The organism is Streptococcus sp. D2 (genome assembly GCF_006385825.1).
Lineage (GTDB): Bacteria > Bacillota > Bacilli > Lactobacillales > Streptococcaceae > Streptococcus > Streptococcus shenyangsis.
In genome coordinates, this window is sequence record NZ_VFSI01000006.1 from 26,342 (window position 1) to 52,497 (window position 26,156).

The window sequence follows — 26,156 nt, forward strand, 5'->3', positions numbered from 1 at the left end:
CAAATTTTTCTCCTTAAATTTCTAACATTCTTCTCTTCATTATAACAAAAAACCGCTTTGTAACGGCTTTTTGACTATATTTCACTCCATTTTATCTTCTTAAACCCACGGAATAAGACAAAGATTCCAATAAAGAGAACTGCTAAAGGAATAATCTTTGTGAGGAAAACATTTGAAATGCCCATCCACGCATAATAACGGAGAAGAGAGCCTACAATAAGATGGGCAACAATCATACTGACAAAGGGACGAAAGACCGCTTCTTTCCAATTCCAAATACTGATGACTAGGGAAATCGTAAAGACAGACAAACTATCCCAGGGAGCAGGAAGATAAAATGCTCCTTCTTGTACAAAACTTCCTATTCCTACATATCCCAGAACAACTAGCAGAACAAGAATTCCAACGACAATATAAGTGCCAATTTTCATCTTAGGAGAATCTTGGACTAAGCCCCAACGTAAAATTGTGGCCACAAGAGCAAATCCAATCAGAAAAAAAAGAAGTTGCCCTAAAAAAGTAAGCAAATTGACTGTTAAGAGAGGACCTTTAGAAAAATCACCCAGTAGATGATAGTAACGTAATATCGCTAGGACAAAAATTGGTGTCAAAAGGGACTCCTTGATAGAACTGCGAGGCGCTTCCTTGAGCATCTCTTTCATTAATTTTTTAGGATTCTTACCTAGATAATCCTCTGCACTCATGCCATCTCGTTCTGCTTCTGAGAAATCTAACATCATCAAATAAACCTGCTCTCTAAGATAGTCCTCATCATAGAGAAATCCAGCAAGATTAAAACTGTCCCAGAGCTCCTCAAAATATTGCCGATTCTCCTCAGAGAATTCATGTAACAAAGCGCTTATTTCTTCGTAATACTTCATTTTCTTCATGGTTTAACCCCCATTCTTAATTCCTTCTACTTTTTGACTCAAATCGTTCCATTGCTGCCAGAAGTCCGAGACACGCTCTTCTCCTTCTTTGGTTAACGAAAAATACTTCCGATCTGGACCATCTGGCGACGGGCGCATGTCGCCTCTTATCCATTGATTTTTTTCTAACTTTTGCAGCAAAGGATAAATAGTTCCTGGAACGATAGTGTCAAAGCCAGTCTCTCGTAAAGTCTGTATCAACTCATAGCCATATCGCTCTTTTTGACCTATCATAACCAAGACACAACCTTCAAGAACACCTTTTAATAATTGAGTTTCTTTCATCCCTTCTCCCTTCTAATCTATTTTGTAATACCTACTAGTAGCTTCATCTATAATATACCACTTTCACACTAGTTTGTAAAGCATAATAGTCAAAATAAAAAAAACAGAACTAGCATAAACTAGTCCTGTCTATTGTTACCCAATCACACTTCCGTTTGGTACAGCTGGATCAACTGTGAGAAGGGTTAATTGTCCATCATGTTCAGCTGAGAGAATCATCCCTTGGCTGACATATTTCTTCATCATCTTACGTGGTTTGAGGTTGGCAACAATTTGAACTTTCTTGCCGACCAATTCTTGTTCATTTGGATAGTATTTTGCAATCCCTGAGAGGATTTGACGATCTTCTCCATCACCAGCATCCAAGCGGAATTGAAGCAACTTGTCAGAACCTTCTACTTTAGACACTTCTTTGACTTCTGCGACACGGATTTCGACCTTGTCAAAGTCTTCAAACTTGATTTCATCCTTGTTTAGTTTGAGTTCAACTTCATCTGGATTCCATTCTTTTTCGACAGCTGGCTTGTTAACTTCCATTTGTTCCTTGATATAGGCGATTTCTTCTTCCATATCCAAACGTGGGAAGATTGGTGTTCCTTTGGCAACGACAGTGACACCTGCAGGAAAGTAAGCCAAGCTCAAGTTTTCAAGACTAGAAGCTTCATCCAAGCCAAGTTGATTCAAGACTGCACGACTGGTTTCCATCATAAACGGTTCAATCAAGTGAGCAACGACACGAAGGCTAGCTGCCAAGTGACTCATGACACTTGCCAATTGGTCACGAAGTGCTTCATCCTTAGCCAAGACCCATGGAGCTGTCTCATCGATGTATTTATTAGTACGAGAGATAAGGGTCCAGACTGCTTCTAAAGCACGTGGGTAGTCAACTGCTTCCATGTGTGTATGGTAGTCAGCGATTGATTGTTCTGCTACTTGAGCAAGCGCATTGTCAAACTCTGTTACACCCTCTACATAGGCTGGAATTTGTCCATCAAAATACTTGTTAATCATAGAAACCGTACGGTTGAGGAGGTTTCCAAGGTCATTGGCCAATTCGTAGTTGATACGGCCAACATAGTCTTCTGGAGTGAAGGTTCCGTCTGAACCAACAGGAAGGCTACGCATGAGGTAGTAGCGAAGCGGATCTAGACCATAGCGTTCTACCAACATTTCAGGGTAAACGACATTTCCTTTAGACTTGGACATCTTGCCGTCTTTCATGACAAACCAACCGTGGGCAATCAAGCGGTCAGGCAATTTAACATCCAACATCATGAGAAGGATTGGCCAGTAGATTGAGTGGAAACGAAGGATGTCTTTTCCTACCATATGGAAGACTGTTCCATTCCAGAATTTGTCAAAGCTACCATGTTCATCTTGACCGTAGCCAAGAGCTGTCGCATAGTTAAGAAGGGCATCGATCCATACATAGACAACGTGTTTTGGATTTGACGGGACAGGTACACCCCAGGTAAAGGTTGTACGAGAAACTGCCAAATCCTCTAAACCTGGCTCGATAAAGTTGCGAAGCATTTCATTCAGACGACCATCAGGGGTGATAAATTCAGGATGGGACTTGAAAAATTCCACCAAACGATCTTGGTATTTGCTGAGACGAAGGAAGTATGATTCTTCAGAAACCCATTCTACTTCGTGACCTGATGGAGCAATACCCCCAGTTACATTTCCAGCTTCGTCACGGAAAACTTCCGCAAGCTGGCTTTCTGTAAAGAATTCCTCATCTGAGACTGAGTACCAACCAGAATATTCACCCAAATAGATGTCATCTTGAGCAAGTAAGCGTTCAAAGACTTGTGCGACAACTTTTTCATGGTAGTCATCAGTTGTACGGATGAATTTATCGTATGAGATATCGAGTAATTGCCAGAGTTCTTTAACACCAACTGCCATTCCGTCAACATAGGCTTGAGGGGTGATTCCAGCTTCTTCAGCTTTTTGCTGGATTTTCTGACCATGCTCATCAAGACCTGTCAGATAAAAGACATCGTAGCCCATCAAGCGTTTGTAACGTGCTAGGACATCACAGGCGATGGTTGTGTAGGCAGATCCGATATGAAGTTTACCAGATGGATAGTAAATCGGCGTTGTAATATAAAAATTCTTTTCAGACATAATTTTTCCTTTCCAGGCAAATGAAACCTGTTTTTCTAACACTTCATTATATCACATTTTTAAGGATTTTCGATAGAGAAATCCATACAAAAACAAGATAGACAAGTGTCCATCTTGTTGATCTTATTCATATCGAAGGGCTTCAATTGGATCAAGTTTAGATGCCTTGTTGGCTGGCAAGACTCCAAAAATCATACCAACACTAGCCGAAACTGCAAGACTAAATAGGGCAACTGGAATTGATACTCCTACTTCTATACCAGCTATCAATCCTTGCAAGAGTAGACCAGCTATAGCGGTTAGGCCTGTCGCAATGGTTAAACCAATAACTCCGCCAAGCAAGGTCAAAATCATGGATTCAATCAAAAACTGGATTAAAATATTGGCACGAGTTGCACCCAAGGCCTTACGGAGACCAATCTCACGAGTACGCTCCGTCACCGAAACCAGCATGATGTTCATAACACCAGTCCCTCCAACAAAAAGGGAAATTCCTGCAATGGCACTAATAATCGTAGTTATAAATCCAAAAAGTTGTTGTACTTCTTGGAAGGCTGCAGTCGCATCTGACACCTGATACTCCCCTTGCTGAAGACCAGCAATCTCGGTTAATTTTCTAGCTAATTCTGGTCCCACTGTTGGTGTCAAACTGGTATCATTGACACGGAAGACAATATCAGAAATTTCATCCATATTGAAGTTATTGGCAAGAGAAATATTAGTCGTAATCGGAAGTCCACCAATACCAAAAGTCTTGGCAGTCTTGGCCTCATCGCTAGTATAGACACCAATGACACGATAACTAAAGCCACCGACATCTATAATCTGGTTAACAGCTTCTTGAGCTGACCCAAACAGACTATTAGCAAGTTCTTGGTCGAGCAAAATGACACTGGCTACATCTTTATAATCCTGAGCTATAAGACTTCGGCCTGCAACAATTTCATTTTCAACCGCCCTCATGTAGGTAATATTCCCACCCGTCAAGCTAGCGCGCTCCACTTTTTTATCTTTATAGGATAGAGTGGTATTCGTTGAGTTGGTTACATAGTAACTATCCACACCCTTAAGTTTTGCTGCCTCCTTGACCCAAGCTTCTTGCGGTTTTGGTGGTTCAACAGGAACTTCCTCTTCTTTCCCAGAAACTGTCAAAGCTGATTGTTTTTGGGTAAAAGAACCGTCTTTACTTTTAATAGGCGAGAAAAAGACATGGATATTCTTCTGTGACTTGGTCATGTTTTTATTGACCTGACGAGACATGGAGTCTCCCAAAGCCATTATGACGACAACGGATGATACGCCGATAATGATACCAATCATGGTTAAGAAAGAACGCATCTTGTGGGCCATGATGGATGAAAAGGCAAATTTCAGATTCTGCATCTTAGTTTTCCTCCTTTTCTACGAGACCACTATCAGATGAAATGACGCCATCACGAATGACAATCTGACGCTTAGCGTAAGCAGCGATTTCAGGCTCATGCGTTACCATGATAATAGTTTTTCCTTCATTATTCAGTTCAACTAATAATTGCATGATTTGGTTACCTGTTTTGGTATCCAAGGCTCCTGTCGGTTCGTCCGCTAGGATAATAGAAGGATTGTTTACCAATGCACGCGCGATAGCTACACGTTGCTTTTGACCTCCAGATAATTCCGAAGGCAAATGATGACTACGCTCAGTCAATTCAACCTTTTCTAAATACTCCTCAGCCAACTTACGACGTTTTGAAGACGAAACTCCTGCGTAAATCAAGGGCAATTCTACATTTTGCAAAGCATTGAGTTTGGATAGAAGAAAGAACTGCTGAAAGACAAATCCGATTTGTTGGTTACGGACCTTGGCTAGTTGTTTTTCACCAAGTCCAGCCACTTCTTGGCCTTCAAGATAATACTCTCCACTGGTTGGTGTATCCAACATGCCAATGGTATTCATTAGAGTAGACTTACCAGAACCCGATGGTCCCATGATGGCAACAAACTCACCCTCATTCACTTCTAGGTTGATATTTTTGAGAACCTGCAGTTCTTGGTCACCATTCCGGTAACTTCTGCAGATATTTTTTAAACTAATTAGTTTCTTCATCAGCCTTCACCTCTTTTCCTTCCTCTAGAGAAGACGTTGGGTTACTGATGACCTTGACTCCATTTGTCAGACCTGAAGTGATTTCTTGGTTGTCTGCATCAGCATTTCCCAAACCAACTTCCACTTTCTTGGCCTTTTTCTGCTCGTCAAGTACCCAGACATAGTTCTTATCATTTTCAGTCACAACACTTGTTAAAGGAACCAGAATAGCTTTGGTCTTGTTCTTGACCTCAACACTTACTGAGAATCCTTGTTTCAAGTCACCGATTTCACTTGTAACATCAATGGTATATGGATATTTAGAACCAGAATTACCAGCAGCTGCGGCAGCTGTACTTGCTGCTTCACCATTGTTTTTAGGGTAGTCAGAAATATAGCTAAGCTTACCAATCCAGCTCTTATCTTGATAAACTTTAGAAGTAAAGGTTACTTCTTGACCTACAGATAAGTTGGCAAGGTTGTATTCAGATAGTTCACCCTTAACTTGCAAGTTTTCATTGCTAACGACATGAACTACCACCTGGCTAGCTCCAGTTGGAGATTTTGAAACATTGCGGTTGACTTCGACTACAGTTCCTTCTAGAGTGCTGAGAACCGTCATTGCATCCAACTGACTTTGAGCCTTACTTAATTGTGCTGCTGCATCTGCACGAGCATCACGAGCATCACCTAATTGTGCATCAATAGATGATACTGAATTTCCTGAGACTGGAGCTGGAGTTTGGGCTGCAGCTCCTTCGCCTCCTGCTGGTACTGGTAACTGGGGAGCTGAAGCAGCTTCATTTCGTGCTTGATTGAGTTCATTGATATGACGGTCTGCCTTAGCGACTGCTCGGCTCGCTGAATCATAGGCTGCCTGGGCTTCTGAACTACTGTACTTGACTAAAGCCTGTCCTTCGCTGACCTTATCACCCACAGAAACAAGGATTTCATCTAAATCTCCCTTACTAGCATCAAAATAAACATATTGTTCATTTTTTGCTGTTACTGTCCCCGACAATAAAACAGAGGATGCCACGCTTCCTTCCTTGGCAACAACAAGATGAGTAGGTTCATCTTTTACAGCGGTTTGAGATGGTTGTCGAAAGAGTAAAATCCCTCCAGCACCCAATACAACTACACTTGCAGCACCGATTGCTGCATACAATTGCCACTTTTTAGCTTTACTATTCTTTTTCATAATGAAACTCCTTTTTGATTTAAAGTCCTTAACAATATTATACAAAAATTACCAAATATAAACAATAACCGTTTAGAACGAAATAATGACATTTCAGGATTCAATTATTGTTCGGAATTCATTTTACAATCATTGTACTAGTTATATAATACACTTTATTTTTCTTTTTTGCAAGCCTTTTCTTTAATTTTTTTGAACGTAGCAGATTTTTGCAATCACATCAAAAAAAAGATAGAATATGACTATCAAAAAATGACACTCTACTATTTAAAAGAGTACAAAGGAGTTTTCAATGAGAGAATACGATATCATTGCTATCGGTGGAGGTAGTGGAGGAATTGCTACCATGAACCGTGCTGGTGAGCACGGAGCCAAAGCGGCCGTTATTGAGGAAAAGAAACTAGGTGGAACCTGTGTCAACGTCGGTTGTGTTCCTAAAAAAATCATGTGGTACGGGGCGCAAATCGCTGAGACTTTCCATCAATTTGGAGTAGACTACGGCTTTAAGACTACTGATCTTAACTTTGACTTTGCAACCCTACGCCGTAATCGTGAAGCCTACATTGATCGCGCTCGTTCTTCTTATGATGGCAGTTTTAAACGCAACGGCGTAGACCTGATTGAAGGTCATGCGGAATTTGTAGATTCTCATACTGTCAGCGTAAATGGTGAACTGATTCGTGCCAAACATATCGTGATTGCTACTGGTGCCCATCCAAGTATTCCTAATATTCCTGGTGCAGAACTAGGCGGCTCTTCTGATGATGTATTTGCCTGGGAAGAATTGCCAGAATCAGTTGCTATTCTAGGCGCTGGTTATATCGCCGTCGAATTGGCTGGCGTACTCCACACCTTTGGTGTCAAGACAGATCTCTTTGTTCGCCGCGATCGTCCTTTACGTGGTTTTGATTCTTATATCGTTGAAGGTTTGGTCAAGGAAATGGAAAGAACAAACTTGCCACTTCATACTCACAAAGTCCCTGTCAAGTTAGAAAAAACTACTGACGGCATTACCATTCATTTCGAAGATGGTACTAGTCACACAGCTAGCCAAGTTATCTGGGCTACTGGTCGCCGTCCAAACGTTAAGGGCTTGCAACTTGAAAAAGCTGGAGTAACTCTGAACGAACGTGGCTTTATCCAAGTGGATGAATACCAAAATACTGTTGTTGAGGGAATCTACGCTCTAGGTGATGTAACGGGCGAGAAAGAACTGACTCCAGTAGCTATCAAGGCTGGACGTACCCTATCTGAACGTCTCTTTAACGGAAAAACTACTGCAAAAATGGATTACTCAACTATTCCAACTGTTGTCTTTTCACACCCTGCTATCGGAACTGTTGGTTTGACAGAAGAGCAAGCTATTAAAGAATACGGTCAAGACCAAATCAAAGTTTATAAATCAAGCTTTGCATCTATGTACTCTGCTTGCACTCGCAACCGTCAAGAAACACGTTTCAAATTGATCACAGCTGGTTCAGAAGAAAAAGTTGTCGGACTTCATGGAATTGGCTATGGTGTTGATGAAATGATTCAAGGATTTGCTGTTGCTATCAAGATGGGAGCAACTAAGGCAGACTTTGACGCAACTGTAGCGATTCACCCAACTGCATCTGAAGAATTTGTAACTATGCGTTAATCGAAATAAAAGAAGCTGATACAAATGTGTCTGCTTCTTTTTTAATGTCTTCGAATCTACAAAACAATTATCCAACTTACCCAGTCAGCAAATCGGCCGTTACAGCTTTTGTTACCTTGTTTTTAAAAATCGGTTGACAATGATTCCTCTACGAGTATAATAGTTACTATACATCAGAAAAGAGGTTAACTATTTTGAAAAAAGCTCACGTTTATGCTATCCCTGCTATTGGGGCTGCTCTCATTGCTGTTTTGGCACAAATCAGTCTTCCAATTGGACCTGTGCCCTTCACTCTGCAGAACTTTGCAATCGGCTTGATTGCTACTGTCTTTAGACCGAGAGAGGCTGTACTTTCTGTTGGACTATATCTTCTTCTAGGTGCTATCGGTCTTCCTGTTTTTGCAGGAGGTGGAGCTGGATTACAGGCGTTGGTTGGTCCTACTGCAGGCTATCTTTGGTTTTATCTCGTTTACTCTGGACTTACTTCTTCTCTAACCAACAGCAAGAGTGGTGTTGTCAAGATTTTTCTTGCAAACCTCTTGGGTGATACCCTTGTCTTTGTCGGCGGGATTCTCAGCTTGCATTTCCTAGCTGGAATGCCATTTGAAAAAGCGCTTGCTGTGGGGGTATTTCCCTTTATCATCCCAGATTTTGGTAAAATTATTGCTATTAGTATTATTAGCCGTCCACTACTTCAACGCCTTAAAAATCAGGCTTACTTTACTAACTAAAAAAGGATATCGAGTTGTAATGACTCAGTATCCTTTTCCTTTATTTTGAAAACTTATACTCAATGAAAATCAAAGAGCCAACTAGGAAACTAGCCACAGGTTGCTCAAAGCACTGCTTTGAGGTTGTAAATAAAGATTGACGAAGTCAGCTCAAAACACTGTTTTGAGGTTGTGGATAGAACTGACGAAGTCAGTAACCATACACGTACGGCAAGGCGAAGCTGACTCGGTTTGAAGAGATTTTCGAAGAGTATTAGTTTCCTTTAAAAGCATCCACCATGGTTTGAAATTCTTCATTAGAGAGAGTAATTCCTTTGCCCATTTTAGTATGATCTGGGCTCCAAGCACGAATATCAAACTTTGCAGGGGCACCATTAAAGCTCACACGGTTGATTTCCTTAGTCCAACCTTTTTCGTTTTCAGAAAGAGTCAACAAATGCTCTTCAATTTCAAATGTAAATTCTGCCATTTTCTTCTCCTTTTTTAGCTTTCATTTGATTATTCGTAAAATCTTGTAGATTTTAGGAAAATTTTATATAATATTGATATAAAAGAAGGGAGGCCAATATGAGACATAAATTCCAGCAAGCTCTAGATAAAATACATGACTTTTTAAATGGACATGACCAACCAGACCATACTGAAACCAACTCCCTTACAGCCACTATTGAAGAGGCTATCCAGAAACAAACCGCAGTTCACCTTATCTTGTCTGAGGCAAGCTTTACAGGTGACATCATCAAATACGATCAACAACGTCAGCAAATTATCGTGAAAAATTTTGCCAAAAATGTGACTCGTATTATCCGCATAAGCGATATTCAACGCCTGCGATTTGTCCCTTCAACCGTCCAAACAGCTCAAAAAAATAGATTTAAGAAAGAGTGAGATGTAGTTGCTTCATCCCACTCTTTTTCTTAGCGAATTTGTTCAAAATGTAAATGAACAGCGATATGGTCTCCATAACCACTTCTTTCCAAGTCACGTTGTAGACGATAGGAAATGTAGTGTTCAGCAATGGTAATGTAACCTGCACCCAATAAACGATGCTCAACCAAAGACTGAATCATGCTGATGGTAGCACGTTCCACCTTGGCTTCTTCCAAATCCAAAACCACTTTCTTAGTGACTTGTGCAAGGTTTTGACGCAAATCATCTGTTAATACATAGACAGTCTGAGCTGCCTTTAAGATGGCTTGGTAAATCTTATCTGGATTAAATTCAGCAATTTCTCCATCACGTTTGATTACTTGCATAGGTTTCTCCTTTATTCTTTGTTTTCTTTAATTTCTGCCAGCATTTTTTCTTCTTCTGCTGTCAGTTGATAATGTTCAAGCAAATCCGGTCTGCGCTCGTAGGTTTTCTTCAAACTCTCATACAGGCGCCACTGACGAATCTTCTCATGGTGTCCACTCATCAGTACATCTGGCACAACCATACCTCGATAATTATAGGGACGTGTGTACTGAGGGTATTCAAGAAGGCCTGAAGAAAAACTATCATCTTGGTGACTAGACTCTTTGCCAATCACTTCTGGAATCAGGCGTACCGTAGCATCAATCATGGTCATAGCTGCCAATTCTCCACCAGTGAGGACATAGTCGCCTAGGGAAATCTCATCCGTTACTAAGGTCTTAATGCGCTCATCATAACCCTCGTAGTGCCCACAGATAAAGATCAGCTCTTCCTCTTGAGCCAAATCTTCAGCATAAGCCTGATCAAACTGTTTTCCAGCAGGATCGAGGAGAATGACGCGCGGATTTTTCTTTTCAATAGCATCAAAGGCATCGAAAATAGGTTGAGCTCGGAGCAGCATCCCCTGGCCACCTCCGTAAGGCTCATCATCGACATGGCGGGCCTTTTCAGCGTTTTCTCGAAAATTATGATACTGGATATCCAAGAGCCCTTTTTCTCGAGCCTTTCCAACGATTGAATGCTCCAGTGGAGAGAACATCTCTGGAAAGAGGGTTAAAATATCAATTTTCATCGTCTAACCCTTCTAAGATTTCCACATCAACTCGTTTATTTGGAATATCAACATTGAGAACCACTGGTGGGATATAAGGTAAAAGCAAATCACGCTTGCCTTTTCGCTTGACCACCCAGACATCATTAGCACCTGGTTGCAGGATTTCCTTGATGGTTCCAATCAAGTTATCTCCCTCATAGACTTCCAAACCAATAATCTCGTGATAGTAGAATTCACCATCGTCTAGGTCATTCAAATCCTCCTCAGCGACCTTGAGACTGTATCCCTTGTACTTTTCGATAGCATTGATATGGTACATATCTTTGAATTTAATAATGTCAAAGTTCTTCTGTTTACGGTGGCTAGCGATGGTCACTGTTTGGACAAACTGATCTTTTTCATCAAACAAGGCCAGCTCAGCACCTTTTTTAAACCGTTCTTCTGCAAAATCTGTCACAGACAAGACTCGCATCTCACCCTGCAACCCCTGCGTATTGACGATTTTCCCAACATTAAAGTAGTTCATCTTGTCTCCTGTAGTCTATTTCTTTCCATCTTATTCTGACAATTCTCGAATAATAGTCGCAATTTTTTCTGATTCTGACCATTGTAAATAATGGTGATTCCCTCCTAAAATGAGTTTAGTATTGGAAGTCCAATATTCTGATTCTATGTACTCTTTTTCTCTATAAGCCTGACAAAAAATAAATACAGGGATATAAGATTCTATAGATACATTCTCAAAATCTTCCTCAGTAATCTCTCCAGATATCTGAAATTCTGGATCTTGATTTTCCAACTCTAAGCCTTTTTCTTGCATTAATTCCCAGATTTCTTTATTAGTTTCAGGGCTAAATGTGACTTGAGTTAAGTTCTTAAAATAAAGTTCAGGACCACACTCCTCAATCAGCCTCATCTGCTCTTCCATTTCTGGATAAGGATTTTCTGAAAAATCAGCAAACATGACGTTTTTAGTTGTCGGTTCAATTGCTAGTAAAGCCTGACACTTAATTGGTTTCTTGAGTAATTTGCAAGCTAAAATTCCACTCAAACTATGTACACAAAGTATATATTCAGAAATCCCTAATTCTTCAAGTACTTCATAAACCGCATCTGCAAGATTATCTAGATTTTTTCCAGCTTGGTCATGAATCGGACTCCTACCTGTGTTCGGAAAATCAATAGTCAAATAACCAATTGTAGGAGGAAGTTTTTCAAGTATAAGTGAAAAATTTTCATAACTTGGTAGCAAACCTGCGCCACTTAAACAAACTAGCATTTTCTTTTGCTTTTGATAAGTAACAGAGAGACTACCAATTTCTGTAGATACTTCAATCCTCTTCATAAAGAAATCCACTCATTCTATATAATGAATTATTAAAAATCCTTATCCTTTATTTTATCACGTTCCAAGGATTTTCTCAAGTTGGATAAGTCTCATCTTACAGAGCTACTACTTCTTCAAAAAATTCACCAATAAGCTGATTAAACTCTTCAGGATGGTCATTCATAGGCTGGTGTTTGCTATCTGCAATTGTTACTTGACGCGCATTTGGATTTAAGGCAATGATCCCATCGTAGATCATTTTTAGGTGTTTGGGAAAATCATTTTCTCCTCTTACTAATAGCATAGGAGGATTTCCTTGATAACCTTCTATCTCATGGACAGCTAAGAAACCTGTGATTCCAAGGTTCAAAAAAACATCTCTCCCAGTTTCTATAATGGCCGTCTTGACTAATTCTCTTGTGATAGGATTATCTGTACACATTTTTGAGTTCTTATCTGCAATCATCTTCCAAGGAACCGTTTTATACATAAGAGAACTATATTTTATGCGATTTCTCTCTTTATCTGATAGGTAACGATGCTGCCCCCAACTATCTACCATGACCAAGGCTAGAACTCTTTCTGGATGACGATAGGTGTACTCTTGAAGAGGATTTCCTCCCCAAGAATGACCAACCAATATCACCTTATCCAACTGGAAATAGGACAAAATAGCATCTACATCTTGAACAGCACCTTCTAAGTCAGGTAGACCAACTTTCATAGGTGATTCACCCTGTCCTCTAACATTGACAAAGTAGAGGTCAAATCCTTCAAAGGCATCATACTGGTGAGCCCACATCTGACTACGACCACAAGCTCCATGATAAAAAATAATGTGTCCCTTACTTGAGCTTCCAGGACGATGATAAACAGCCAAATCACAATCTACGACAGGTACAATGTGGCGCTCTAACATCTCGTGTTTTCTTTCATAAAAAGCAATAGCTTCAGCTATATCATTTTGCTTCATTATTACACTCTCTCCTCTTTATCCTAGTGTCATTCTTTTTATCTATTTTATCATGCTATATTAAAATCATCATTTTCTAAACTTAAGTTCATTAAAAATTTTGAATTTTCTGCACAACCTTGATTAAGAAAAAGACTGCTAAGCAATCTTTACTTTTTTCTCATCAGATTCATGCCTAAAATTCCAGCAATAATCAAAGTTGCTCCGATCACATGGTAGCTATAAATTGGTTCGTGGAGGATAAGGGCTCCGGCTAGAATGGTCAAAACTGTTCCAAGATTACCAAATACACTGACGGTTGATGCTCCAAGTCGAACAATAGCATAGATAGAGAGACTACCAGTAACGATAGAGGCTAGAATTCCCAAATAGAGAATTGACAGCAGATAAGATACCTGTCCAAGTGGCGCAAAGTAAGCTAATATGTTCCCCTCTAGATAGTGAGAGGTCAGACTCAGTGTATTAAAGGTGACGAAGCCAACAAATATCACAACAGCTGTCATATCCATGGCCCGATAGCGACCTCCTTTAGCCTTGCTGAGAATATTGTTTATTGCATTAGCAAGAACAGATCCCAACATCAAGAGAAAGCCAAAGCTAGCAGTCTCAGTACCAAAGTTAGCTCCTTTACTAAGGAAGATAAAAACTACTCCTGCTACAGATAAAAATAAAAAGAACTTTTGAAGCAAGCTTGTCTTTTCCTTGAGAAAGGCCGATGCTAAAAGGAGCGTAAAAATCGGGACAAGAGCCTGTAAAATTCCAGCTTCAGAAGACGATATATACTGTAAAGCAAAGGATTGAAAAATAAAAAAGAGAAGAGGATAGAAAAGACTCATAGGAAGAATAGAAAGAATATCTTTTCTACTTAAACTCACTTTAATAAGTTTGGTTTGATGAAGAACAACCATTACTAAAGCTGCGATTGTATAGCGATGCGCTAAGTTTGTGAGAGGACTGGCATAGCCTAAAGCAATCTTAGTAAATAAAAAAGAAAATCCAATGATGGCTGAAAAGGATAAGGCTGCTAGGTAAGCTTTTGTTTTCTCGTTCATAGACTGTTACTCCTTTTAAAAATAGCTATTCTCAAGATTGATTGACTAGAATTCTTTGAGACTATCTTTCAATTGTAGCATAGTAGAATCCTAGATGCTATTTCTAGGATTGGTTTTTTATGCCTACTTTCACCGTTTATCTAGTTCATTGAGTAAAAAGGAGTCTACGAGTCTAATCTGCATTTCTCGTTCTTGTCTCACAAGCTCTAACTTATCTGCCTCTTGGAGATTCCTTACTTTGATAATATAAACTGCCAGTTTCCTTGCTTTATCTTTCTTATATTTACTAATACCTTCTTTATTAGTAAAAAATCATTTCTTATCGTCTTAGAGGTCCCCCTTCAAAAATCCTTCCAAATCTCGTTCATGTTGGTACTTAATGGCTGCAGTTTTATCTTTCTCAAAGATAGTCTTGGTAAGGTCAATATGATTAATAGCTGCTATTGCGACGATATAGTGAATGATATCAGCCAGTTCTTTTGCTAGTTCCTCGTTAGAATCCTGAACTCCCTCTTTTCTACCAGAACGGCCATTCAAAACCTCAGCTACTTCTCCGACTTCCTCCACTAACTTCATAAAGAGACCTCCCTCAGTCCGAAACTGCTGGTAAAGTTCGAGTAGGTAGTCTTGTAATTGTCTAAACGTTAAATCCTTTATATCCTGCTCCTTGCAAAAAAAGCGAGACATTCGTCCCGCCCTTCTTATTTTTCGTCAATAACGATTCTTACTTTTTTATCTTCAGTTGGGACAGAGTAGACAATCGTTCTTATCGCAGAAATAGTGCGACCCTTACGACCGATTACACGACCCACATCACTTTGATCAAGATCCAAATGATATTCCAAAAATTCTGGTGTATCTTCAATCTTGATAGTTAAGGCATCTGGTTGTGAAATCAAGGGTTTCACAATCGCAATAATGAGATTTTCAATCGTATCCATCTGTCAACCTACTTTAAACTTATTTTGAGAATTTAGAATCGTGGAATTTTTTCAATACACCTTCTTTTGAAAGGATGTTACGTACTGTATCTGAAGGTTGAGCTCCATCAGCCAACCATGCAAGAACGCGGTCTTCTTTCAAAGTTACTTGGTTTTCAGCAACAAGTGGGTTGTAAGTTCCAACTGTTTCGATGAAACGTCCGTCACGTGGTGAACGTGAATCTGCTACGTTGATACGGTAGAAAGGTTTTTTCTTAGAACCCATACGAGTTAAACGGATTTTAACTGCCATTTTTAAAGTCTCTTTTCTTATTTTTTATTTGAGTGAAATAGCTGAGCTATTTAGCACATGTTCTATTATAGCAGATTTCTGGCAGGTGTCAAGAAAAAAACTTGACAGACTATAAAATTTTTAAACCATTTAGAAATTTACTATAATTTTAAAGAAAAATCAGAAAGAGAATGTCATGAAAACTATTTTAGAAACGTTTTATAAAGACCACCGAGTCAAACCTTATATCTCACCTGAACGTGATTTGGATACCTGGCTCCTAAATCCAAAGCCTGTTCCCAAGAGAAATATCAAGGATTTTAAGAATGATATCTACTAATTAATTTATAAAATATGAATGAATAGATTCTAAATAGGGAAATAGTTTAGGTCTGTAAAAGATTAAATAATTTCTATTTTAGCTGTTAGAAACGTTGGTACATCAATGTTTTTAGAATGCTACATAATAAAAGGTAGAGTGAATGGTAGAGTAGTTATTGCGTTAGTTCATCAATCTTATCGATATAAAGATTAACAGATTCTAACTTTCTTTGCGGTGCTAACTCGGCGTATGTGTCCATTGTTGTTGAAATTGATTTATCTTTTTTGATTTTTTAATGACCTTTTTGCCATTATGGATAATTTTTTCAGTTTCATCAGAAATCAAAAATTTTTTTCTTTGAATATTGAAATTTGCGAATGTCTTGGAAAGTCTAAGACAGCTAGATTGTATAGAAATTAAGTCATCATCCGACAAAGAATTCATTCTTTTATTTACAGTTTCTAAATCTCTAAATATAATAGAGCTGAAGCAGTGGTAAAACAGATTTTCAACAAACTTGGCAATATCTCTAAAAATAATTTCTTTATAGTCCAAGTCGGTTTAAGTATTCAAATAAAGCAATATTGAAGCGGTAACTTGTCGCTTTTACTTTTCAACTTGGCTAACTTGACCTGCATTACCTAGGTAGCTTTGCTTTAAATTATATTTTTCTCTTAAAGATTTGATACGAGTATGTATTTCTTGTGAGTAATTTTCATCAAAAAATTTCATATATAATCCCCTATAATCATGGAAAAGTAGTAAAAATAGTTGTTATCCTAGTTGATTAAAAAAATCTCTGATTTCCTCATCTTTTATAAAATAATATATAATTTTCCCCTCTCTTCTAGTGTCCAAGATGTTTTGATTGGCTAGTTTACGAAGATGGTGGGAGGCAGATGCCATACTGAGATTTAGTAAACAGGCTATATCACAGACACAGAGTTCTTCAACAGCAAGAAGATAGAAGATGATATTTATCTGCTTATTATCGGTAAATTTTGTTAAAATGCGAAGTGATTTTTGGACTTTTTCCTTTTCAAGGTAGTTCGTTGCGGTTGTAATATTTTGCTGATTTATAACATTCACTTGGCAGATACTATCTTTTTTCATAATATTTTCTCCTAGCCTAATATAGTCCATAGTATGTCAAAACTGTTATTTTCAATCAGGATATATATCCCCAATCCTAAATAGACAACGGCAATAAACCATCTGCTATATTTTTCCAAAATTTCTCCAACAGAAGGGACTTGTGCTAATTTTTGGGCAGAAAAAACCAAGAGATAAATCATGACTAGAAAAGTAAGTAAAGTCACTATCAAATTCGCTAAATTTAAGGTAATAAAATATGGGACAAAGACACCAATATTGTCAGCGCCACAACTTGCAAAAGTAATCATAGCGACTAGAAAAATCAGGTTTTTATTGTCTTTTCGCAAACCATCTTTTGCAATAGCTTCTCCATCAGAATCTCCTAAAAGCAAAACTTTGAGGCCTAGGAAAATTGGAATCAAACCGAGTAAACCTAAAATCTCTTTACTAGGAATATAATTTAAGACAAATGCAAAAAGCAAACTTAGCAATATTAGACTAACAGAGCCTAGAAATTGTCCTAAATAGATGTTAATGATGTCTTTTCTGCTTTTTCTTTTGGCAAAAAATAACATTAGGATAATAAGTAAGTCTACGGCTGTCCCAGAATACAGGATTATTGAAGTAACAACATTTTGAATCATAAAACACCTCATTCAAATATATTTTTGAATGTATTCTAACATTAAACTTTGTAGATGTCAACTTAAAATCCACCAAAATATAGATAAGAAGTTAGTGTACCAAATATTAAAAAGCCCTGCCATCGCAATGACAGCAGGGCTTAACTTCAATATCCAGATGATATATTTATCTAAAAAGGGTTGAGTAAAAGGTAGAGTTTTTATTGATTTGTAGTGCGATATAATGAGTTTCCAAAAATCAAAAATCGCTTAAAATCAGTATTTTGACATCTATTGACGTGTACTGAAATCCTTACTTAACCTCTGTAAAAATTAACTTCTATACCTACAAAGCTTATTCTGACAGACTTTATAACAGTCTAAGAAAAAAAGTAGAGATTCATACAGTATCTAGATTTTCCAAAAATTCCTTATCATCAAATATTATTAACGAAACTATCCAAACCAAATCCGATGCATTGCTTCAAAGAATTCTTTAGTTGTTTGACTAGCGAGGGCTTTTATTAAAAAATTTTTTCAAATAATTGCCACCTTGGCACATAAATTCTTGCTTTCCAAATTTAAATGTGATATATTTATAACATAAAATTTAAGTGTTATATATTTATAACACAAAAAAGGAGTCTATCATGAAAAAAAGTCAAAAAATGCGTGGCCTCATTGCAATGATTGCCGTAGCTCTCTTTATTGATTTTATTGTTTTATTTGGTTCTAATCTTAGTTGGGGACCCAAGTTAGTTATTACTGGTATTTCAGTGTCAGGTCAAATTATAGCCATTTGGAGCTGGCTACATACGAAACCACGGCCTCATAAGATTCAGAAAGATAAGGGAAAGACTATTTTTGACTTGTCTGCTAAGCTTTACACGATACTTGTGTTGTCAGCAAGCATTTTTTATACAGTAGGTATTTGGGTTGCGACCCCAAGCGAAAGTTCTGGTATTAGAGAATGGATTTTGGGGATTGGCCTCGTTATTGAAGTGATTGTATTTGGCTTTTTCTGTTTTAAAAATGTCAAGGAAACTCCGGACGAACGCTTTTATACTAATTTAGCCAAGGCAGCTAGCTTGATGTTTGTTTTTATACTAGGCGCACTGATGATTCTAGCAGTTAGCATTGGATATATAGGGTCTCTCACGCTTTACATGGGCCAGATCTTTATTAGCATAGCTGCCTTGATTTTCATATTTGCGGTTGTCTATTTTATCTTGGAACGGAGAGGATAAGCATGGCCAAAGAAAGCAAGATTATTACTAATCTCAAATCTGTTCGTGAGTCCACAGGCATGACCCAGCAGGAGTTAGCCGACCTCATCGGCATGCGACGCGAGACAATTCTGCACTTGGAAAATAACCGTTACAATCCTTCACTAGAAATGGCTCTTAAAATTGCTCAAGTTTTTAATCTGAAAGTAGAAGACCTCTTTGAACTCAGACAGAAAGAGGAAGCATAATTCTTTTCGAGACCTAGTATTAAGTTCACTGATTAATTAGGAAGTAAAGCCAAAAGAAAAAATCCATTGAAAATGTGCTCTTTTAAAATATAGTAATTCTTTCGAATTAACGTTTACTAATTGTGATGCTTTACGAGCTCTCTTAAGATCTGGTTCCCAAAATACTTTGAGTATACTTATGGCATTGATGTCCCTAATCAAGCGACTTTTTGGTTGACTTTCTCTTAAACTACCTTGTCACTAATATTTGAAATCCCCTTCCTTTTAGGGTACAATGGTAGAAATGAATTTTTGAGAGGAATAGAATGAAAAAACTAGCAACCCTTCTTTTACTATCCACTGTAGCCCTAGCTGGATGTGGCAACATCCAACGTAGTTTGCGTGGTGATGACTATGTTGATTCCAGTCTTGCTGCTGAAGAAAGTTCCAAAGCAGCAGCCCAATCTGCCAAGGAGTTAAGCGATGCTTTAACAAACGAAAACGCCAATTTCCCACAACTATCTAAAGAAGTTGCTGAAGACGAGGCTGAAGTGATTCTACACACAAGTCAAGGAGATATTCGCATTAAACTCTTCCCTAAACTCGCTCCTCTAGCGGTTGAAAACTTCCTCACTCATGCTAAAGAAGGCTACTATAACGGAATTACCTTCCACCGTGTCATCGATGGCTTTATGGTCCAAACTGGAGATCCAAAAGGGGACGGTACAGGTGGTCAGTCCATCTGGCATGACAAGGATAAGACTAAAGACAAGGGAACTGGTTTCAAAAACGAGATCACTCCTTATCTCTATAACATCCGTGGTGCTCTTTCTATGGCTAATACTGGTCAACCAAACACCAATGGTAGCCAGTTCTTCATCAACCAAAACTCTACAGATACCTCTGCTAAACTCCCTACAAGCAAGTATCCAAAGAAAATCATCGAAGCCTATAAAGAAGGGGGAAATCCTAGTCTAGATGGTAAGCACCCAGTCTTTGGTCAAGTCATTGATGGTATGGATGTTGTAGATAAGATTGCTAAAGCCGAAAAAGATGAGAAAGACAAGCCAACTACTGCTATCACAATCGACAGCATCGAAGTGGTGAAAGACTACGATTTTAAACTCAATGAAAATCAAAGAGCAAACTAGGAAACTAGCCGCAGGCTGTACTTGAGTACGGCAAGGCGACGTTGACGAGGTTTGAATTTGATTTTCGAAGAGTATTAAATCTTAAAAACCAAAAAATACAGTACCCACATTCGGTACTGTATTTCTTTTATCCTCATTTTTAAGTTAGATTATTAAAATCCCAGATTTGGTCCATCCAGCCTTCATAGAAGTCTGGTTCGTGACAGACCATAAGAATAGATCCCTTGTATTCTTTAAGAGCACGTTTGAGTTCATCCTTGGCATCCACATCCAAATGGTTGGTCGGCTCGTCCAGCACTAAAACGTTGTTTTCACGATTCATCAAGAGACAGAAACGCACCTTGGCTTGTTCCCCACCTGACAAGACCTGAATTTGACTTTCGATATGCTTGGTTGTCAAACCACAACGAGCAAGGGCTGCACGGACTTCTGCTTGGTTGAGAGCTGGAAAGGCATTCCAAACAGCCTCTAGTGGTGTTTGACGATTACCACCTTCTACTTCCTGTTCAAAATAACCGAGTTCTAGGTAGTCACCGCGCTCCACTTCCCCAGCGATTGGCGGGATAATACCTAAAAGGCTCTTCAAAAGAGTTGTTTTCCCGATACCATTTGCTCCGATAATAGCAACCTTTTGATTGCGCTCAAAGGTAAGATTTAAAGGCTTAGTGAGAGGTCGGTCATAACCAATCTGCAAATCCTTGGCTTGGAAGATAAAGCGTCCTGGCGTACGAGCTGGTTTGAAATCAAAGGATGGTTTTGGTTTCTCACTTTGCAGCTCGATAATATCCATCTTATCCAATTTCTTCTGACGGGACATGGCCATGTTTCGTGTTGCAACACGCGCTTTATTACGAGCGACAAAGTCTTTGAGGTCCGCAATCTCTTTCTGCTGACGTTCGTAGGCCGCCTCTAGCTGAGATTTCTTCATAGCATAGACTTCTTGGAACTGGTAGTAGTCACCAGAATAACGCGTCAGCTGTTGATTTTCCACATGATAGACAATATTGATAACGTCATTTAGGAATGGAATATCGTGTGAAATAAGGACAAAGGCATTCTCATAGTTTTGGAGATAGCGCTTGAGCCAATCAATATGCTCAGCATCCAAGTAGTTTGTCGGCTCGTCTAAAAGCAAGATATCAGGCTTTTCAAGGAGGAGCTTAGCCAAAAGTACCTTGGTTCTTTGCCCACCTGACAAAGAGGTTACATCTGTATCCATGCCAAAGTCCATAACACCAAGGGCACGCGCTACTTCATCAATCTTAGCATCCAAGGTATAGAAATCACGACTCTCCAAACGGTCTTGAAGTTCTCCCACTTCTTCCATGAGAGCATCAACATCCGCTCCGTCTTCAGCCATTTCCATATAGAGGTCATTGATACGGGCTTCAGCTTTGAATAGCTCATCAAAGGCTGTACGGAGAACATCACGAACAGATTGGCCTTCAGCAAGAACGGAGTGCTGGTCTAAGTAGCCTGCCGTCACATATTTGGACCACTCAACCTTCCCTTCATCTGGCAGCATTTTACCAGTTACAATGCTCATAAAGGTTGATTTCCCTTCACCATTGGCACCGACTAGACCGATATGTTCTCCCTTGAGGAGACGGAAGGACACATCTTCAAAAATTGCACGGTCACCAAAACCGTGACTCAGATTTTTAACTTCTAAAATACTCATTTTAATTCCTTATCTTGTTTTTATGTAATTGTTTATAGAGGAGCCAAGCCAGATAGCCACCCAAGGTATTGGTCCACAAATCATCAATCTCAAAGACGCGATTAAAATCAAAGAAAAAATCTAAGACCAACTGCGTACACTCGATTCCAAGACTCACTAGAAAACTAAAAAAGAGCACTTTTCTTGTTTTCCGCAAGTTTGGAAGGAGATAAAGGAGTTGGAAAATCAGAGGAAAAAGCAAGAAGACATTGAGGAAATTTTGTAGAAAAAGCCAACATAATTGTCCTATGTCACTCACTTCACCCAGTTTCCAGAAAGAATTGAAGGGAGTCAAAAGAAAAACCAGGCGTCCAAGATGCTGAATACCTGGAGTTTCCACCCCCACAGGAGAATGTTCTTGAGGAGTAAAGCAAAAATAGACAATGCAAATGCTATAGAAAATGACTCCCCAGACCAAAACATGATTATAAGTTTTCTTCATCATTAAGGATTGACTGTTGCGACTGCTTTCTGGCGGTCACGTTTCATTGTATTAGAACGCAATTGTCCACAAGCTGCATCAATATCAGTACCATGCTCTTGACGAACAACACAGTTGACCCCTTTTTTCTTAAGCGTATCATAAAAGGCCAGGACGCGCTCTTTAGGACTACGGCTATATTGGTCATGCTCACTAACTGGGTTATAAGGAATCAAGTTTACATAAGACAATTTCTTGATGTTCTTGAGCAATTCAGCCAATTCCAAGGCTTGTTCTACACCATCATTGACTTCATTGAGCATGATATACTCAAAGGTCACACGACGATTGGTTGTTTCGATGTAGTACTCAATAGCAGCAAAGAGTTTTTCAATCGGAAAGGCACGGTTAATCTTCATGATGCTTGATCGCAACTCATTGTTTGGTGCGTGAAGGGAAACGGCAAGATTGACCTGAACTCCTTCATTAGCAAAGTCACGAATTTTATGGGCCAAACCTGAAGTTGAAACCGTAATATGACGAGCACCGATGGCCATTCCCTTGTCATCATTAATGGTACGAACGAAATTCAAGACATTGTTGTAGTTATCAAATGGTTCACCAATTCCCATGACAACGATATGGCTGACGCGTTCGTCCTGACCACGCTCATCAAAGTATTTCTGAACCAGCATGATTTGCGCTACGATTTCACCGTTATTGAGGTCGCGTTGTTTCTTAATCAAACCAGAGGCACAGAAGGTACAACCGATATTACAGCCAACCTGAGTGGTCACACAGACTGACAAACCATAGTGTTGACGCATGAGTACTGTCTCAATCAGCATTCCATCTGGCAATTCAAAAAGATATTTAACTGTCCCATCAGCAGACTCTTGAACGATACGTTGTTTCAAGGGATTGACCACAAACTGGTCATTAAGCTTAGCAATCAAATCCTTGGAAAGGTTAGTCATCTCTTCAAATGACTGGACACGTTTACGGTAAAGCCATTCCCAGATTTGATCTGCACGGAATTTCTTTTCTCCCTGCTCCAAAACCCATTCCTGCATGGTTTGACGTGTTAAACTATAAATTGACGGTTTCATTTCTTCTCCTTATTCTCTACTCACTTCTGACGAATGACAAAATGACGTTGCCCCTTGTCCTCTTTCTGAGAATGCTGGTCTTTCTGACGACGTCTATTTTTCTTATCTGCATTCGGTTTTCGTTTGGTTTGAGCCTGTTTCTTTCCTTTTCTAGAAGACGATTCTTCTTCCTTCTTACGCATTTTCTTGTCAAATGATGCTCGCTTAGGGGCTTCATTTTCTAAGACAAAATAGGCACAACCATAACTACAATACTCTAAAAGGTAGTCTTGTAAACGACTGATTTTTTCAAGTTTTTCTTCTGTTCGATCATCCTTATAAAAACCTCGTAGGCGAAGCTGTTCGTTGCTCCAGTCTCCCACGATATAATCAAACTTGGTTAAGACTTCTGAAAAACGCTGATTAAAAGTCGTCACATCAAAGGCTTCCTTGATATTTTCCACCAAGGAAAAAGCTATCCCTTCCGTTTCAACCTTGTCCCCGTGTAAATGAAACTCAGGACCAGGAAACTTGTTATAGTTGTATAATTCAGGTGCAATTTCTTTTCGCATAGATATCCTTTTTTCACGATTACTTAATACTTTATTCTACCATAATTTCTAGCAGTTAGCACGTTTCTCATAAAAATGAAAAAAGTCTGACGATTTTGTCAGACAAAAATCATATAACCTAAAAAAGAGAAGAACCATTCTTCCCTCCATATACCATTATTTAGCAGCTGCGTACAATTCATCTACTTTGTTCCAGTTGATCACTGAGAAGAAAGCTTTGATGTAGTCAGGACGCACGTTGCGGTATTTCACATAGTAAGCATGTTCCCAAACGTCCAAGCCCAAGATTGGTTTTTTACCTTCTGAGATTGGTGTGTCTTGATTTGCTGTTGAAGTCACTTCAAGCTTCCCTTCTTTATTGACAACTAACCATGCCCATCCAGAACCGAAACGAGTTGTTGCTGCTGCAGTGAAGGCTGCTTGGAATTCTTCGAATGAACCAAATGTTGCATCGATTGCTGCTGCAAGTTCTGCTGATGGAGCTGTTTTCTCAGGAGTCATCAATTCCCAGAAAAGAGCGTGGTTCAAGTGTCCACCACCATTGTTGATAAGCGCTTGACGGATATCAGCTGGGATAGATTCTACATCAGCAAGCAAGGCTTCAAGATTTTCACCGATTTCAGGGTGTTTTTCAAGAGCTGCATTAGCATTGTTGACATAAGTTTGATGGTGTTTGTCATGGTGCAAGTGCATTGTTTCCGCATCGATGTATGGTTCCAAAGCGTCATATGCATAAGGAAGATCTGGTAAAATAATAGCCATCTGTAATACCTCTTTTTCTTTCTATATGAAAATGATAACGCAAACATTCACTTTTTTCAAGTTTTTTGCTTATAGATGAAGAAATCACTGAAATACTTTCTAATAATACTCTTCAAAAATCTCTTCAAACCGCGTCAACGTCGCCTTGCCGTACGTATGGTTACTGACTTCGTCAGTTCTATCCACAACCTCAAAACAGTGTTTTGAGCTGACTTCGTCAGTTCTATCTACAACCTCAAAGCAGTGCTTTGAGCAACCTGCGTCTAGTTTCCTAGTTTGCTCTTTGATTTTCATTGAGTATAAAACAAGCAAATCAGCAAGAAACCCACGACAAGATAATCTTGACACTGGTTGTAGTTTCAAAAAAATGTCAATTGATCTGACTAGCAATCTGTAAGAGTGCCTTTTCAAAAAGGAAACCTTTTTCATAAAGACCTGTCTTAATCTGATAGTCTGTCTCAATCAAATAAGAAATAGCTTGCTTCAAAAAGCTAAAGGAAAGTCCTCGCGCATCTCTCAGCGCAAACTTGATTTGATAGGGATTAGGATTGCGTCCGAGAAAACTGCCTAAACTACTTGCAATCTGCGCTTCTGTTTGGCCAGACTCCGACAAAATTTTCACCTGAGTAAAAGTTCGAAATTGTCCTAGCATGACTGCAATCAGTTTAATTTCATCTTCACCTTGCAAGGTCAAGTCTCTAACCAAATCGCACGCCTGGTCCATCTTTTTAGTCAGAATAAACTGAGTTAAATCAAAAATATTATCCTGTAAGGTCTTGGGAATAGCGTTGACAATATCCTCTTCCTCGATAATAGAATCTGCCTTATAGGACTGTAAAAAGAGGAGATTTTTCTGGATTTCGCTAAATTGAAAACCAGACTTGATGAGGAGATTTTCAAAAGAATGATTAGCAAACTGCAGACCTTGTTTCTGGCTCCACTTTTGAAAATACTGGCGCAATTCTTGTTCTTTGGCTTCTACTGCATCAAAGATCTTGGCATCACGCTTAAGTAATTTAACCAACCGTCTTTTGCTATCCAGCTTTCCTTCCGCAAAAATCAACAACTTGGTTGTTGGTGAAGGGTTATCAAGGTATTCCTCAAACGACTTAAGTTCATCATCTGTTAAAAAGCGTTTCTTGCCTGTTGTCATATCGACAAAATGATCCAATATCACGATTTTCTCATCCGCAAAGAAAGGAAGGCTGACCAACTCCAGTTCCACATCCTTGTAAACTACTTCTTTCATATCAAAGTAGGCAAAGTTAAGGTCGGCAGAATCATAACCAATCTGTTTCAATACTTGACTCTTCATAACTTCAAACTGTCCCTGATCTGTCCCTGTAAAAAGGCTCAGGCTCGGTAAATTTGATAAAGTCAACTTCTGGCTCTCTTCAATAGCTAGCATCGTCTCTCCTTTCTTCTGACTTTTT

The 26,156-nt window shown here is 39.0% G+C and carries 32 protein-coding genes and 1 pseudogene; 8 read left to right on the forward strand and 25 right to left on the reverse strand.

The genetic code is table 11. From position 1 onward, the window contains the following. Positions 1 to 74: 74 nt before the first annotated feature. From FJR73_RS04720 to FJR73_RS04745, 6 genes are all read right to left on the reverse strand, one after another. Positions 75 to 890 (reverse strand): hypothetical protein, encoded by an 816-nt coding sequence (locus FJR73_RS04720; RefSeq protein WP_140833628.1) that lies wholly within the window; start codon positions 888 to 890, stop codon positions 75 to 77. 3 nt (positions 891 to 893) lie between these two features. Further along, positions 894 to 1,214: a PadR family transcriptional regulator gene (locus tag FJR73_RS04725; protein ID WP_140833631.1), complete on the reverse strand. Its 321-nt coding sequence runs from the start codon at positions 1,212 to 1,214 to the stop codon at positions 894 to 896. Positions 1,215 to 1,349: 135 nt separating this feature from the next. Beyond that, complete coding sequence (metG, locus tag FJR73_RS04730; RefSeq protein WP_140833633.1) at positions 1,350 to 3,347, reverse strand: methionine--tRNA ligase; 1,998 nt, start codon at positions 3,345 to 3,347, stop codon at positions 1,350 to 1,352. A gap of 123 nt (positions 3,348 to 3,470) precedes the next feature. After that, complete coding sequence (locus FJR73_RS04735) at positions 3,471 to 4,730, reverse strand: ABC transporter permease (protein ID WP_140833635.1); 1,260 nt, start codon at positions 4,728 to 4,730, stop codon at positions 3,471 to 3,473. 1 nt (position 4,731) lies between these two features. Then, positions 4,732 to 5,433 carry an ABC transporter ATP-binding protein gene (locus FJR73_RS04740; protein WP_140833637.1) on the reverse strand — a complete coding sequence of 234 codons (702 nt, stop codon included), beginning with the start codon at positions 5,431 to 5,433 and terminating at the stop codon, positions 4,732 to 4,734. Continuing rightward, positions 5,417 to 6,616, reverse strand: a complete 1,200-nt coding sequence (locus tag FJR73_RS04745; RefSeq protein ID WP_181146606.1) for an efflux RND transporter periplasmic adaptor subunit — start codon at positions 6,614 to 6,616, stop codon at positions 5,417 to 5,419. Before FJR73_RS04745 ends, FJR73_RS04740 begins: the two co-directional genes overlap by 17 nt. Positions 6,617 to 6,905: 289 nt before the next feature. Here FJR73_RS04745 and gor point away from each other — a divergent pair, with 289 nt between their 5' ends. Both gor and FJR73_RS04755 read left to right on the forward strand, forming a co-directional pair. Then, positions 6,906 to 8,252, forward strand: coding sequence for a glutathione-disulfide reductase (gor, locus tag FJR73_RS04750; RefSeq protein ID WP_125450684.1), 1,347 nt, complete (start codon positions 6,906 to 6,908; stop codon positions 8,250 to 8,252). Between the two features lie 194 nt (positions 8,253 to 8,446). Then, positions 8,447 to 8,983, forward strand: a complete 537-nt coding sequence (locus tag FJR73_RS04755) for a biotin transporter BioY (RefSeq protein ID WP_140833641.1) — start codon at positions 8,447 to 8,449, stop codon at positions 8,981 to 8,983. Positions 8,984 to 9,236: 253 nt separating this feature from the next. Here the strand turns inward: FJR73_RS04755 and FJR73_RS04760 are convergent, their stop codons facing one another. Further along, entirely contained in the window at positions 9,237 to 9,452 is a 216-nt protein-coding gene (locus FJR73_RS04760) for a YdbC family protein (protein WP_000807422.1), read from the reverse strand. 98 nt (positions 9,453 to 9,550) lie between these two features. Here FJR73_RS04760 and FJR73_RS04765 point away from each other — a divergent pair, with 98 nt between their 5' ends. After that, positions 9,551 to 9,871: a hypothetical protein gene (locus FJR73_RS04765; RefSeq protein WP_140833643.1), complete on the forward strand. Its 321-nt coding sequence runs from the start codon at positions 9,551 to 9,553 to the stop codon at positions 9,869 to 9,871. A 29-nt stretch (positions 9,872 to 9,900) separates the two neighbouring features. Here the strand turns inward: FJR73_RS04765 and FJR73_RS04770 are convergent, their stop codons facing one another. The 9 genes from FJR73_RS04770 to rpsP form a co-directional block, all read right to left on the reverse strand. After that, positions 9,901 to 10,239 carry an ATP cone domain-containing protein gene (locus FJR73_RS04770; protein ID WP_001196038.1) on the reverse strand — a complete coding sequence of 113 codons (339 nt, stop codon included), beginning with the start codon at positions 10,237 to 10,239 and terminating at the stop codon, positions 9,901 to 9,903. A gap of 11 nt (positions 10,240 to 10,250) precedes the next feature. Further along, on the reverse strand, positions 10,251 to 10,970 hold the full coding sequence (gene trmD, locus FJR73_RS04775; protein ID WP_140833645.1) for a tRNA (guanosine(37)-N1)-methyltransferase TrmD: 720 nt from the start codon (positions 10,968 to 10,970) through the stop codon (positions 10,251 to 10,253). Beyond that, a complete protein-coding gene (rimM, locus tag FJR73_RS04780; RefSeq protein ID WP_049524868.1) occupies positions 10,960 to 11,478 on the reverse strand; it encodes a ribosome maturation factor RimM in 519 nt (172 codons plus the stop codon). The genes trmD and rimM overlap by 11 nt, the downstream gene beginning before the upstream one ends. Before the next feature lie 30 nt (positions 11,479 to 11,508). Then, positions 11,509 to 12,297 carry an alpha/beta fold hydrolase gene (locus tag FJR73_RS04785; protein WP_140833647.1) on the reverse strand — a complete coding sequence of 263 codons (789 nt, stop codon included), beginning with the start codon at positions 12,295 to 12,297 and terminating at the stop codon, positions 11,509 to 11,511. A gap of 97 nt (positions 12,298 to 12,394) precedes the next feature. Then, the gene (locus FJR73_RS04790; protein ID WP_140833649.1) at positions 12,395 to 13,252 is read right to left on the reverse strand and encodes an alpha/beta fold hydrolase; all 858 of its coding nucleotides are present in this window, start codon (positions 13,250 to 13,252) and stop codon (positions 12,395 to 12,397) included. A gap of 149 nt (positions 13,253 to 13,401) precedes the next feature. Next, entirely contained in the window at positions 13,402 to 14,304 is a 903-nt protein-coding gene (locus FJR73_RS04795; protein ID WP_140833650.1) for a DMT family transporter, read from the reverse strand. A 327-nt stretch (positions 14,305 to 14,631) separates the two neighbouring features. Beyond that, complete coding sequence (locus FJR73_RS04800; protein WP_033680081.1) at positions 14,632 to 14,991, reverse strand: MazG nucleotide pyrophosphohydrolase domain-containing protein; 360 nt, start codon at positions 14,989 to 14,991, stop codon at positions 14,632 to 14,634. 14 nt (positions 14,992 to 15,005) lie between these two features. Further along, positions 15,006 to 15,245 carry an RNA-binding protein KphA gene (gene kphA / locus FJR73_RS04805; RefSeq protein WP_000379617.1) on the reverse strand — a complete coding sequence of 80 codons (240 nt, stop codon included), beginning with the start codon at positions 15,243 to 15,245 and terminating at the stop codon, positions 15,006 to 15,008. A 19-nt stretch (positions 15,246 to 15,264) separates the two neighbouring features. After that, entirely contained in the window at positions 15,265 to 15,537 is a 273-nt protein-coding gene (gene rpsP, locus FJR73_RS04810) for a 30S ribosomal protein S16 (protein WP_000268760.1), read from the reverse strand. 175 nt (positions 15,538 to 15,712) lie between these two features. On the opposite strand from rpsP, the gene FJR73_RS10150 reads away from it, so the two are divergent. Continuing rightward, positions 15,713 to 15,856 carry a hypothetical protein gene (locus tag FJR73_RS10150; protein WP_000849122.1) on the forward strand — a complete coding sequence of 48 codons (144 nt, stop codon included), beginning with the start codon at positions 15,713 to 15,715 and terminating at the stop codon, positions 15,854 to 15,856. 306 nt (positions 15,857 to 16,162) lie between these two features. Here the strand turns inward: FJR73_RS10150 and FJR73_RS10365 are convergent. The 3 genes and pseudogenes from FJR73_RS10365 to FJR73_RS04825 all read right to left on the reverse strand — a co-directional run. Further along, positions 16,163 to 16,570: pseudogene (locus FJR73_RS10365) on the reverse strand (XRE family transcriptional regulator); the annotation flags it as partial. Between the two features lie 42 nt (positions 16,571 to 16,612). Beyond that, positions 16,613 to 16,951 carry a Cd(II)/Zn(II)-sensing metalloregulatory transcriptional regulator CadX gene (gene cadX, locus FJR73_RS04820; protein WP_000711087.1) on the reverse strand — a complete coding sequence of 113 codons (339 nt, stop codon included), beginning with the start codon at positions 16,949 to 16,951 and terminating at the stop codon, positions 16,613 to 16,615. An 11-nt stretch (positions 16,952 to 16,962) separates the two neighbouring features. Further along, positions 16,963 to 17,577, reverse strand: a complete 615-nt coding sequence (locus FJR73_RS04825; RefSeq protein WP_000615746.1) for a CadD family cadmium resistance transporter — start codon at positions 17,575 to 17,577, stop codon at positions 16,963 to 16,965. Between the two features lie 28 nt (positions 17,578 to 17,605). On the opposite strand from FJR73_RS04825, the gene FJR73_RS10370 reads away from it, so the two are divergent. From FJR73_RS10370 to FJR73_RS04845, 4 genes are all read left to right on the forward strand, one after another. Beyond that, on the forward strand, positions 17,606 to 17,761 hold the full coding sequence (locus tag FJR73_RS10370) for a FanG protein (RefSeq protein WP_080566786.1): 156 nt from the start codon (positions 17,606 to 17,608) through the stop codon (positions 17,759 to 17,761). A 445-nt stretch (positions 17,762 to 18,206) separates the two neighbouring features. Further along, a complete protein-coding gene (locus tag FJR73_RS04835) occupies positions 18,207 to 18,803 on the forward strand; it encodes a DUF3796 domain-containing protein (RefSeq protein ID WP_140833652.1) in 597 nt (198 codons plus the stop codon). Positions 18,804 to 18,805: 2 nt separating this feature from the next. After that, entirely contained in the window at positions 18,806 to 19,030 is a 225-nt protein-coding gene (locus tag FJR73_RS04840; protein ID WP_001041097.1) for a helix-turn-helix transcriptional regulator, read from the forward strand. Between the two features lie 305 nt (positions 19,031 to 19,335). Then, on the forward strand, positions 19,336 to 20,160 hold the full coding sequence (locus FJR73_RS04845; protein ID WP_140833653.1) for a peptidylprolyl isomerase: 825 nt from the start codon (positions 19,336 to 19,338) through the stop codon (positions 20,158 to 20,160). Positions 20,161 to 20,299: 139 nt separating this feature from the next. On the opposite strand, the gene FJR73_RS04850 is transcribed toward FJR73_RS04845, so the two are convergent. The 6 genes from FJR73_RS04850 to holA form a co-directional block, all read right to left on the reverse strand. After that, a complete protein-coding gene (locus FJR73_RS04850; RefSeq protein WP_000025378.1) occupies positions 20,300 to 21,841 on the reverse strand; it encodes an ABC-F family ATP-binding cassette domain-containing protein in 1,542 nt (513 codons plus the stop codon). A gap of 1 nt (position 21,842) precedes the next feature. Continuing rightward, positions 21,843 to 22,325 carry a VanZ family protein gene (locus tag FJR73_RS04855; protein WP_140833655.1) on the reverse strand — a complete coding sequence of 161 codons (483 nt, stop codon included), beginning with the start codon at positions 22,323 to 22,325 and terminating at the stop codon, positions 21,843 to 21,845. Continuing rightward, the gene (gene rlmN / locus FJR73_RS04860; RefSeq protein WP_125411228.1) at positions 22,325 to 23,410 is read right to left on the reverse strand and encodes a 23S rRNA (adenine(2503)-C(2))-methyltransferase RlmN; all 1,086 of its coding nucleotides are present in this window, start codon (positions 23,408 to 23,410) and stop codon (positions 22,325 to 22,327) included. Before rlmN ends, FJR73_RS04855 begins: the two co-directional genes overlap by 1 nt. 20 nt (positions 23,411 to 23,430) lie before the next feature. Continuing rightward, the gene (locus tag FJR73_RS04865; protein WP_140833657.1) at positions 23,431 to 23,961 is read right to left on the reverse strand and encodes a YutD family protein; all 531 of its coding nucleotides are present in this window, start codon (positions 23,959 to 23,961) and stop codon (positions 23,431 to 23,433) included. A 156-nt stretch (positions 23,962 to 24,117) separates the two neighbouring features. After that, positions 24,118 to 24,723, reverse strand: coding sequence for a superoxide dismutase SodA (sodA, locus tag FJR73_RS04870; RefSeq protein WP_140833659.1), 606 nt, complete (start codon positions 24,721 to 24,723; stop codon positions 24,118 to 24,120). A gap of 370 nt (positions 24,724 to 25,093) precedes the next feature. Further along, positions 25,094 to 26,131 (reverse strand): DNA polymerase III subunit delta, encoded by a 1,038-nt coding sequence (gene holA / locus FJR73_RS04880; protein WP_140833660.1) that lies wholly within the window; start codon positions 26,129 to 26,131, stop codon positions 25,094 to 25,096. Positions 26,132 to 26,156 lie beyond the last annotated feature (25 nt).

Bases quoted from the DNA above. Each gene is read 5' to 3' on its own strand.
- FJR73_RS04720 (WP_140833628.1), bottom strand. From the start codon at position 890: ATGAAGAAAATGAAGTATTACGAAGAAATAAGCGCTTTGTTACATGAA.
- FJR73_RS04725 (WP_140833631.1), bottom strand. From the start codon at position 1,214: ATGAAAGAAACTCAATTATTAAAAGGTGTTCTTGAAGGTTGTGTCTTG.
- metG (WP_140833633.1), bottom strand. From the start codon at position 3,347: ATGTCTGAAAAGAATTTTTATATTACAACGCCGATTTACTATCCATCT.
- FJR73_RS04735 (WP_140833635.1), bottom strand. From the start codon at position 4,730: ATGCAGAATCTGAAATTTGCCTTTTCATCCATCATGGCCCACAAGATG.
- FJR73_RS04740 (WP_140833637.1), bottom strand. From the start codon at position 5,433: ATGAAGAAACTAATTAGTTTAAAAAATATCTGCAGAAGTTACCGGAAT.
- gor (WP_125450684.1), top strand. From the start codon at position 6,906: ATGAGAGAATACGATATCATTGCTATCGGTGGAGGTAGTGGAGGAATT.
- FJR73_RS04760 (WP_000807422.1), bottom strand. From the start codon at position 9,452: ATGGCAGAATTTACATTTGAAATTGAAGAGCATTTGTTGACTCTTTCT.
- FJR73_RS04765 (WP_140833643.1), top strand. From the start codon at position 9,551: ATGAGACATAAATTCCAGCAAGCTCTAGATAAAATACATGACTTTTTA.
- FJR73_RS04770 (WP_001196038.1), bottom strand. From the start codon at position 10,239: ATGCAAGTAATCAAACGTGATGGAGAAATTGCTGAATTTAATCCAGAT.
- trmD (WP_140833645.1), bottom strand. From the start codon at position 10,970: ATGAAAATTGATATTTTAACCCTCTTTCCAGAGATGTTCTCTCCACTG.
- rimM (WP_049524868.1), bottom strand. From the start codon at position 11,478: ATGAACTACTTTAATGTTGGGAAAATCGTCAATACGCAGGGGTTGCAG.
- FJR73_RS04785 (WP_140833647.1), bottom strand. From the start codon at position 12,297: ATGAAGAGGATTGAAGTATCTACAGAAATTGGTAGTCTCTCTGTTACT.
- FJR73_RS04790 (WP_140833649.1), bottom strand. From the start codon at position 13,252: ATGAAGCAAAATGATATAGCTGAAGCTATTGCTTTTTATGAAAGAAAA.
- FJR73_RS04795 (WP_140833650.1), bottom strand. From the start codon at position 14,304: ATGAACGAGAAAACAAAAGCTTACCTAGCAGCCTTATCCTTTTCAGCC.
- FJR73_RS04800 (WP_033680081.1), bottom strand. From the start codon at position 14,991: ATGTCTCGCTTTTTTTGCAAGGAGCAGGATATAAAGGATTTAACGTTT.
- kphA (WP_000379617.1), bottom strand. From the start codon at position 15,245: ATGGATACGATTGAAAATCTCATTATTGCGATTGTGAAACCCTTGATT.
- rpsP (WP_000268760.1), bottom strand. From the start codon at position 15,537: ATGGCAGTTAAAATCCGTTTAACTCGTATGGGTTCTAAGAAAAAACCT.
- FJR73_RS10150 (WP_000849122.1), top strand. From the start codon at position 15,713: ATGAAAACTATTTTAGAAACGTTTTATAAAGACCACCGAGTCAAACCT.
- cadX (WP_000711087.1), bottom strand. From the start codon at position 16,951: ATGAAAAAAGATAGTATCTGCCAAGTGAATGTTATAAATCAGCAAAAT.
- FJR73_RS04825 (WP_000615746.1), bottom strand. From the start codon at position 17,577: ATGATTCAAAATGTTGTTACTTCAATAATCCTGTATTCTGGGACAGCC.
- FJR73_RS10370 (WP_080566786.1), top strand. From the start codon at position 17,606: ATGTATTCTAACATTAAACTTTGTAGATGTCAACTTAAAATCCACCAA.
- FJR73_RS04835 (WP_140833652.1), top strand. From the start codon at position 18,207: ATGAAAAAAAGTCAAAAAATGCGTGGCCTCATTGCAATGATTGCCGTA.
- FJR73_RS04840 (WP_001041097.1), top strand. From the start codon at position 18,806: ATGGCCAAAGAAAGCAAGATTATTACTAATCTCAAATCTGTTCGTGAG.
- FJR73_RS04845 (WP_140833653.1), top strand. From the start codon at position 19,336: ATGAAAAAACTAGCAACCCTTCTTTTACTATCCACTGTAGCCCTAGCT.
- FJR73_RS04850 (WP_000025378.1), bottom strand. From the start codon at position 21,841: ATGAGTATTTTAGAAGTTAAAAATCTGAGTCACGGTTTTGGTGACCGT.
- FJR73_RS04855 (WP_140833655.1), bottom strand. From the start codon at position 22,325: ATGATGAAGAAAACTTATAATCATGTTTTGGTCTGGGGAGTCATTTTC.
- rlmN (WP_125411228.1), bottom strand. From the start codon at position 23,410: ATGAAACCGTCAATTTATAGTTTAACACGTCAAACCATGCAGGAATGG.
- FJR73_RS04865 (WP_140833657.1), bottom strand. From the start codon at position 23,961: ATGCGAAAAGAAATTGCACCTGAATTATACAACTATAACAAGTTTCCT.
- sodA (WP_140833659.1), bottom strand. From the start codon at position 24,723: ATGGCTATTATTTTACCAGATCTTCCTTATGCATATGACGCTTTGGAA.
- holA (WP_140833660.1), bottom strand. From the start codon at position 26,131: ATGCTAGCTATTGAAGAGAGCCAGAAGTTGACTTTATCAAATTTACCG.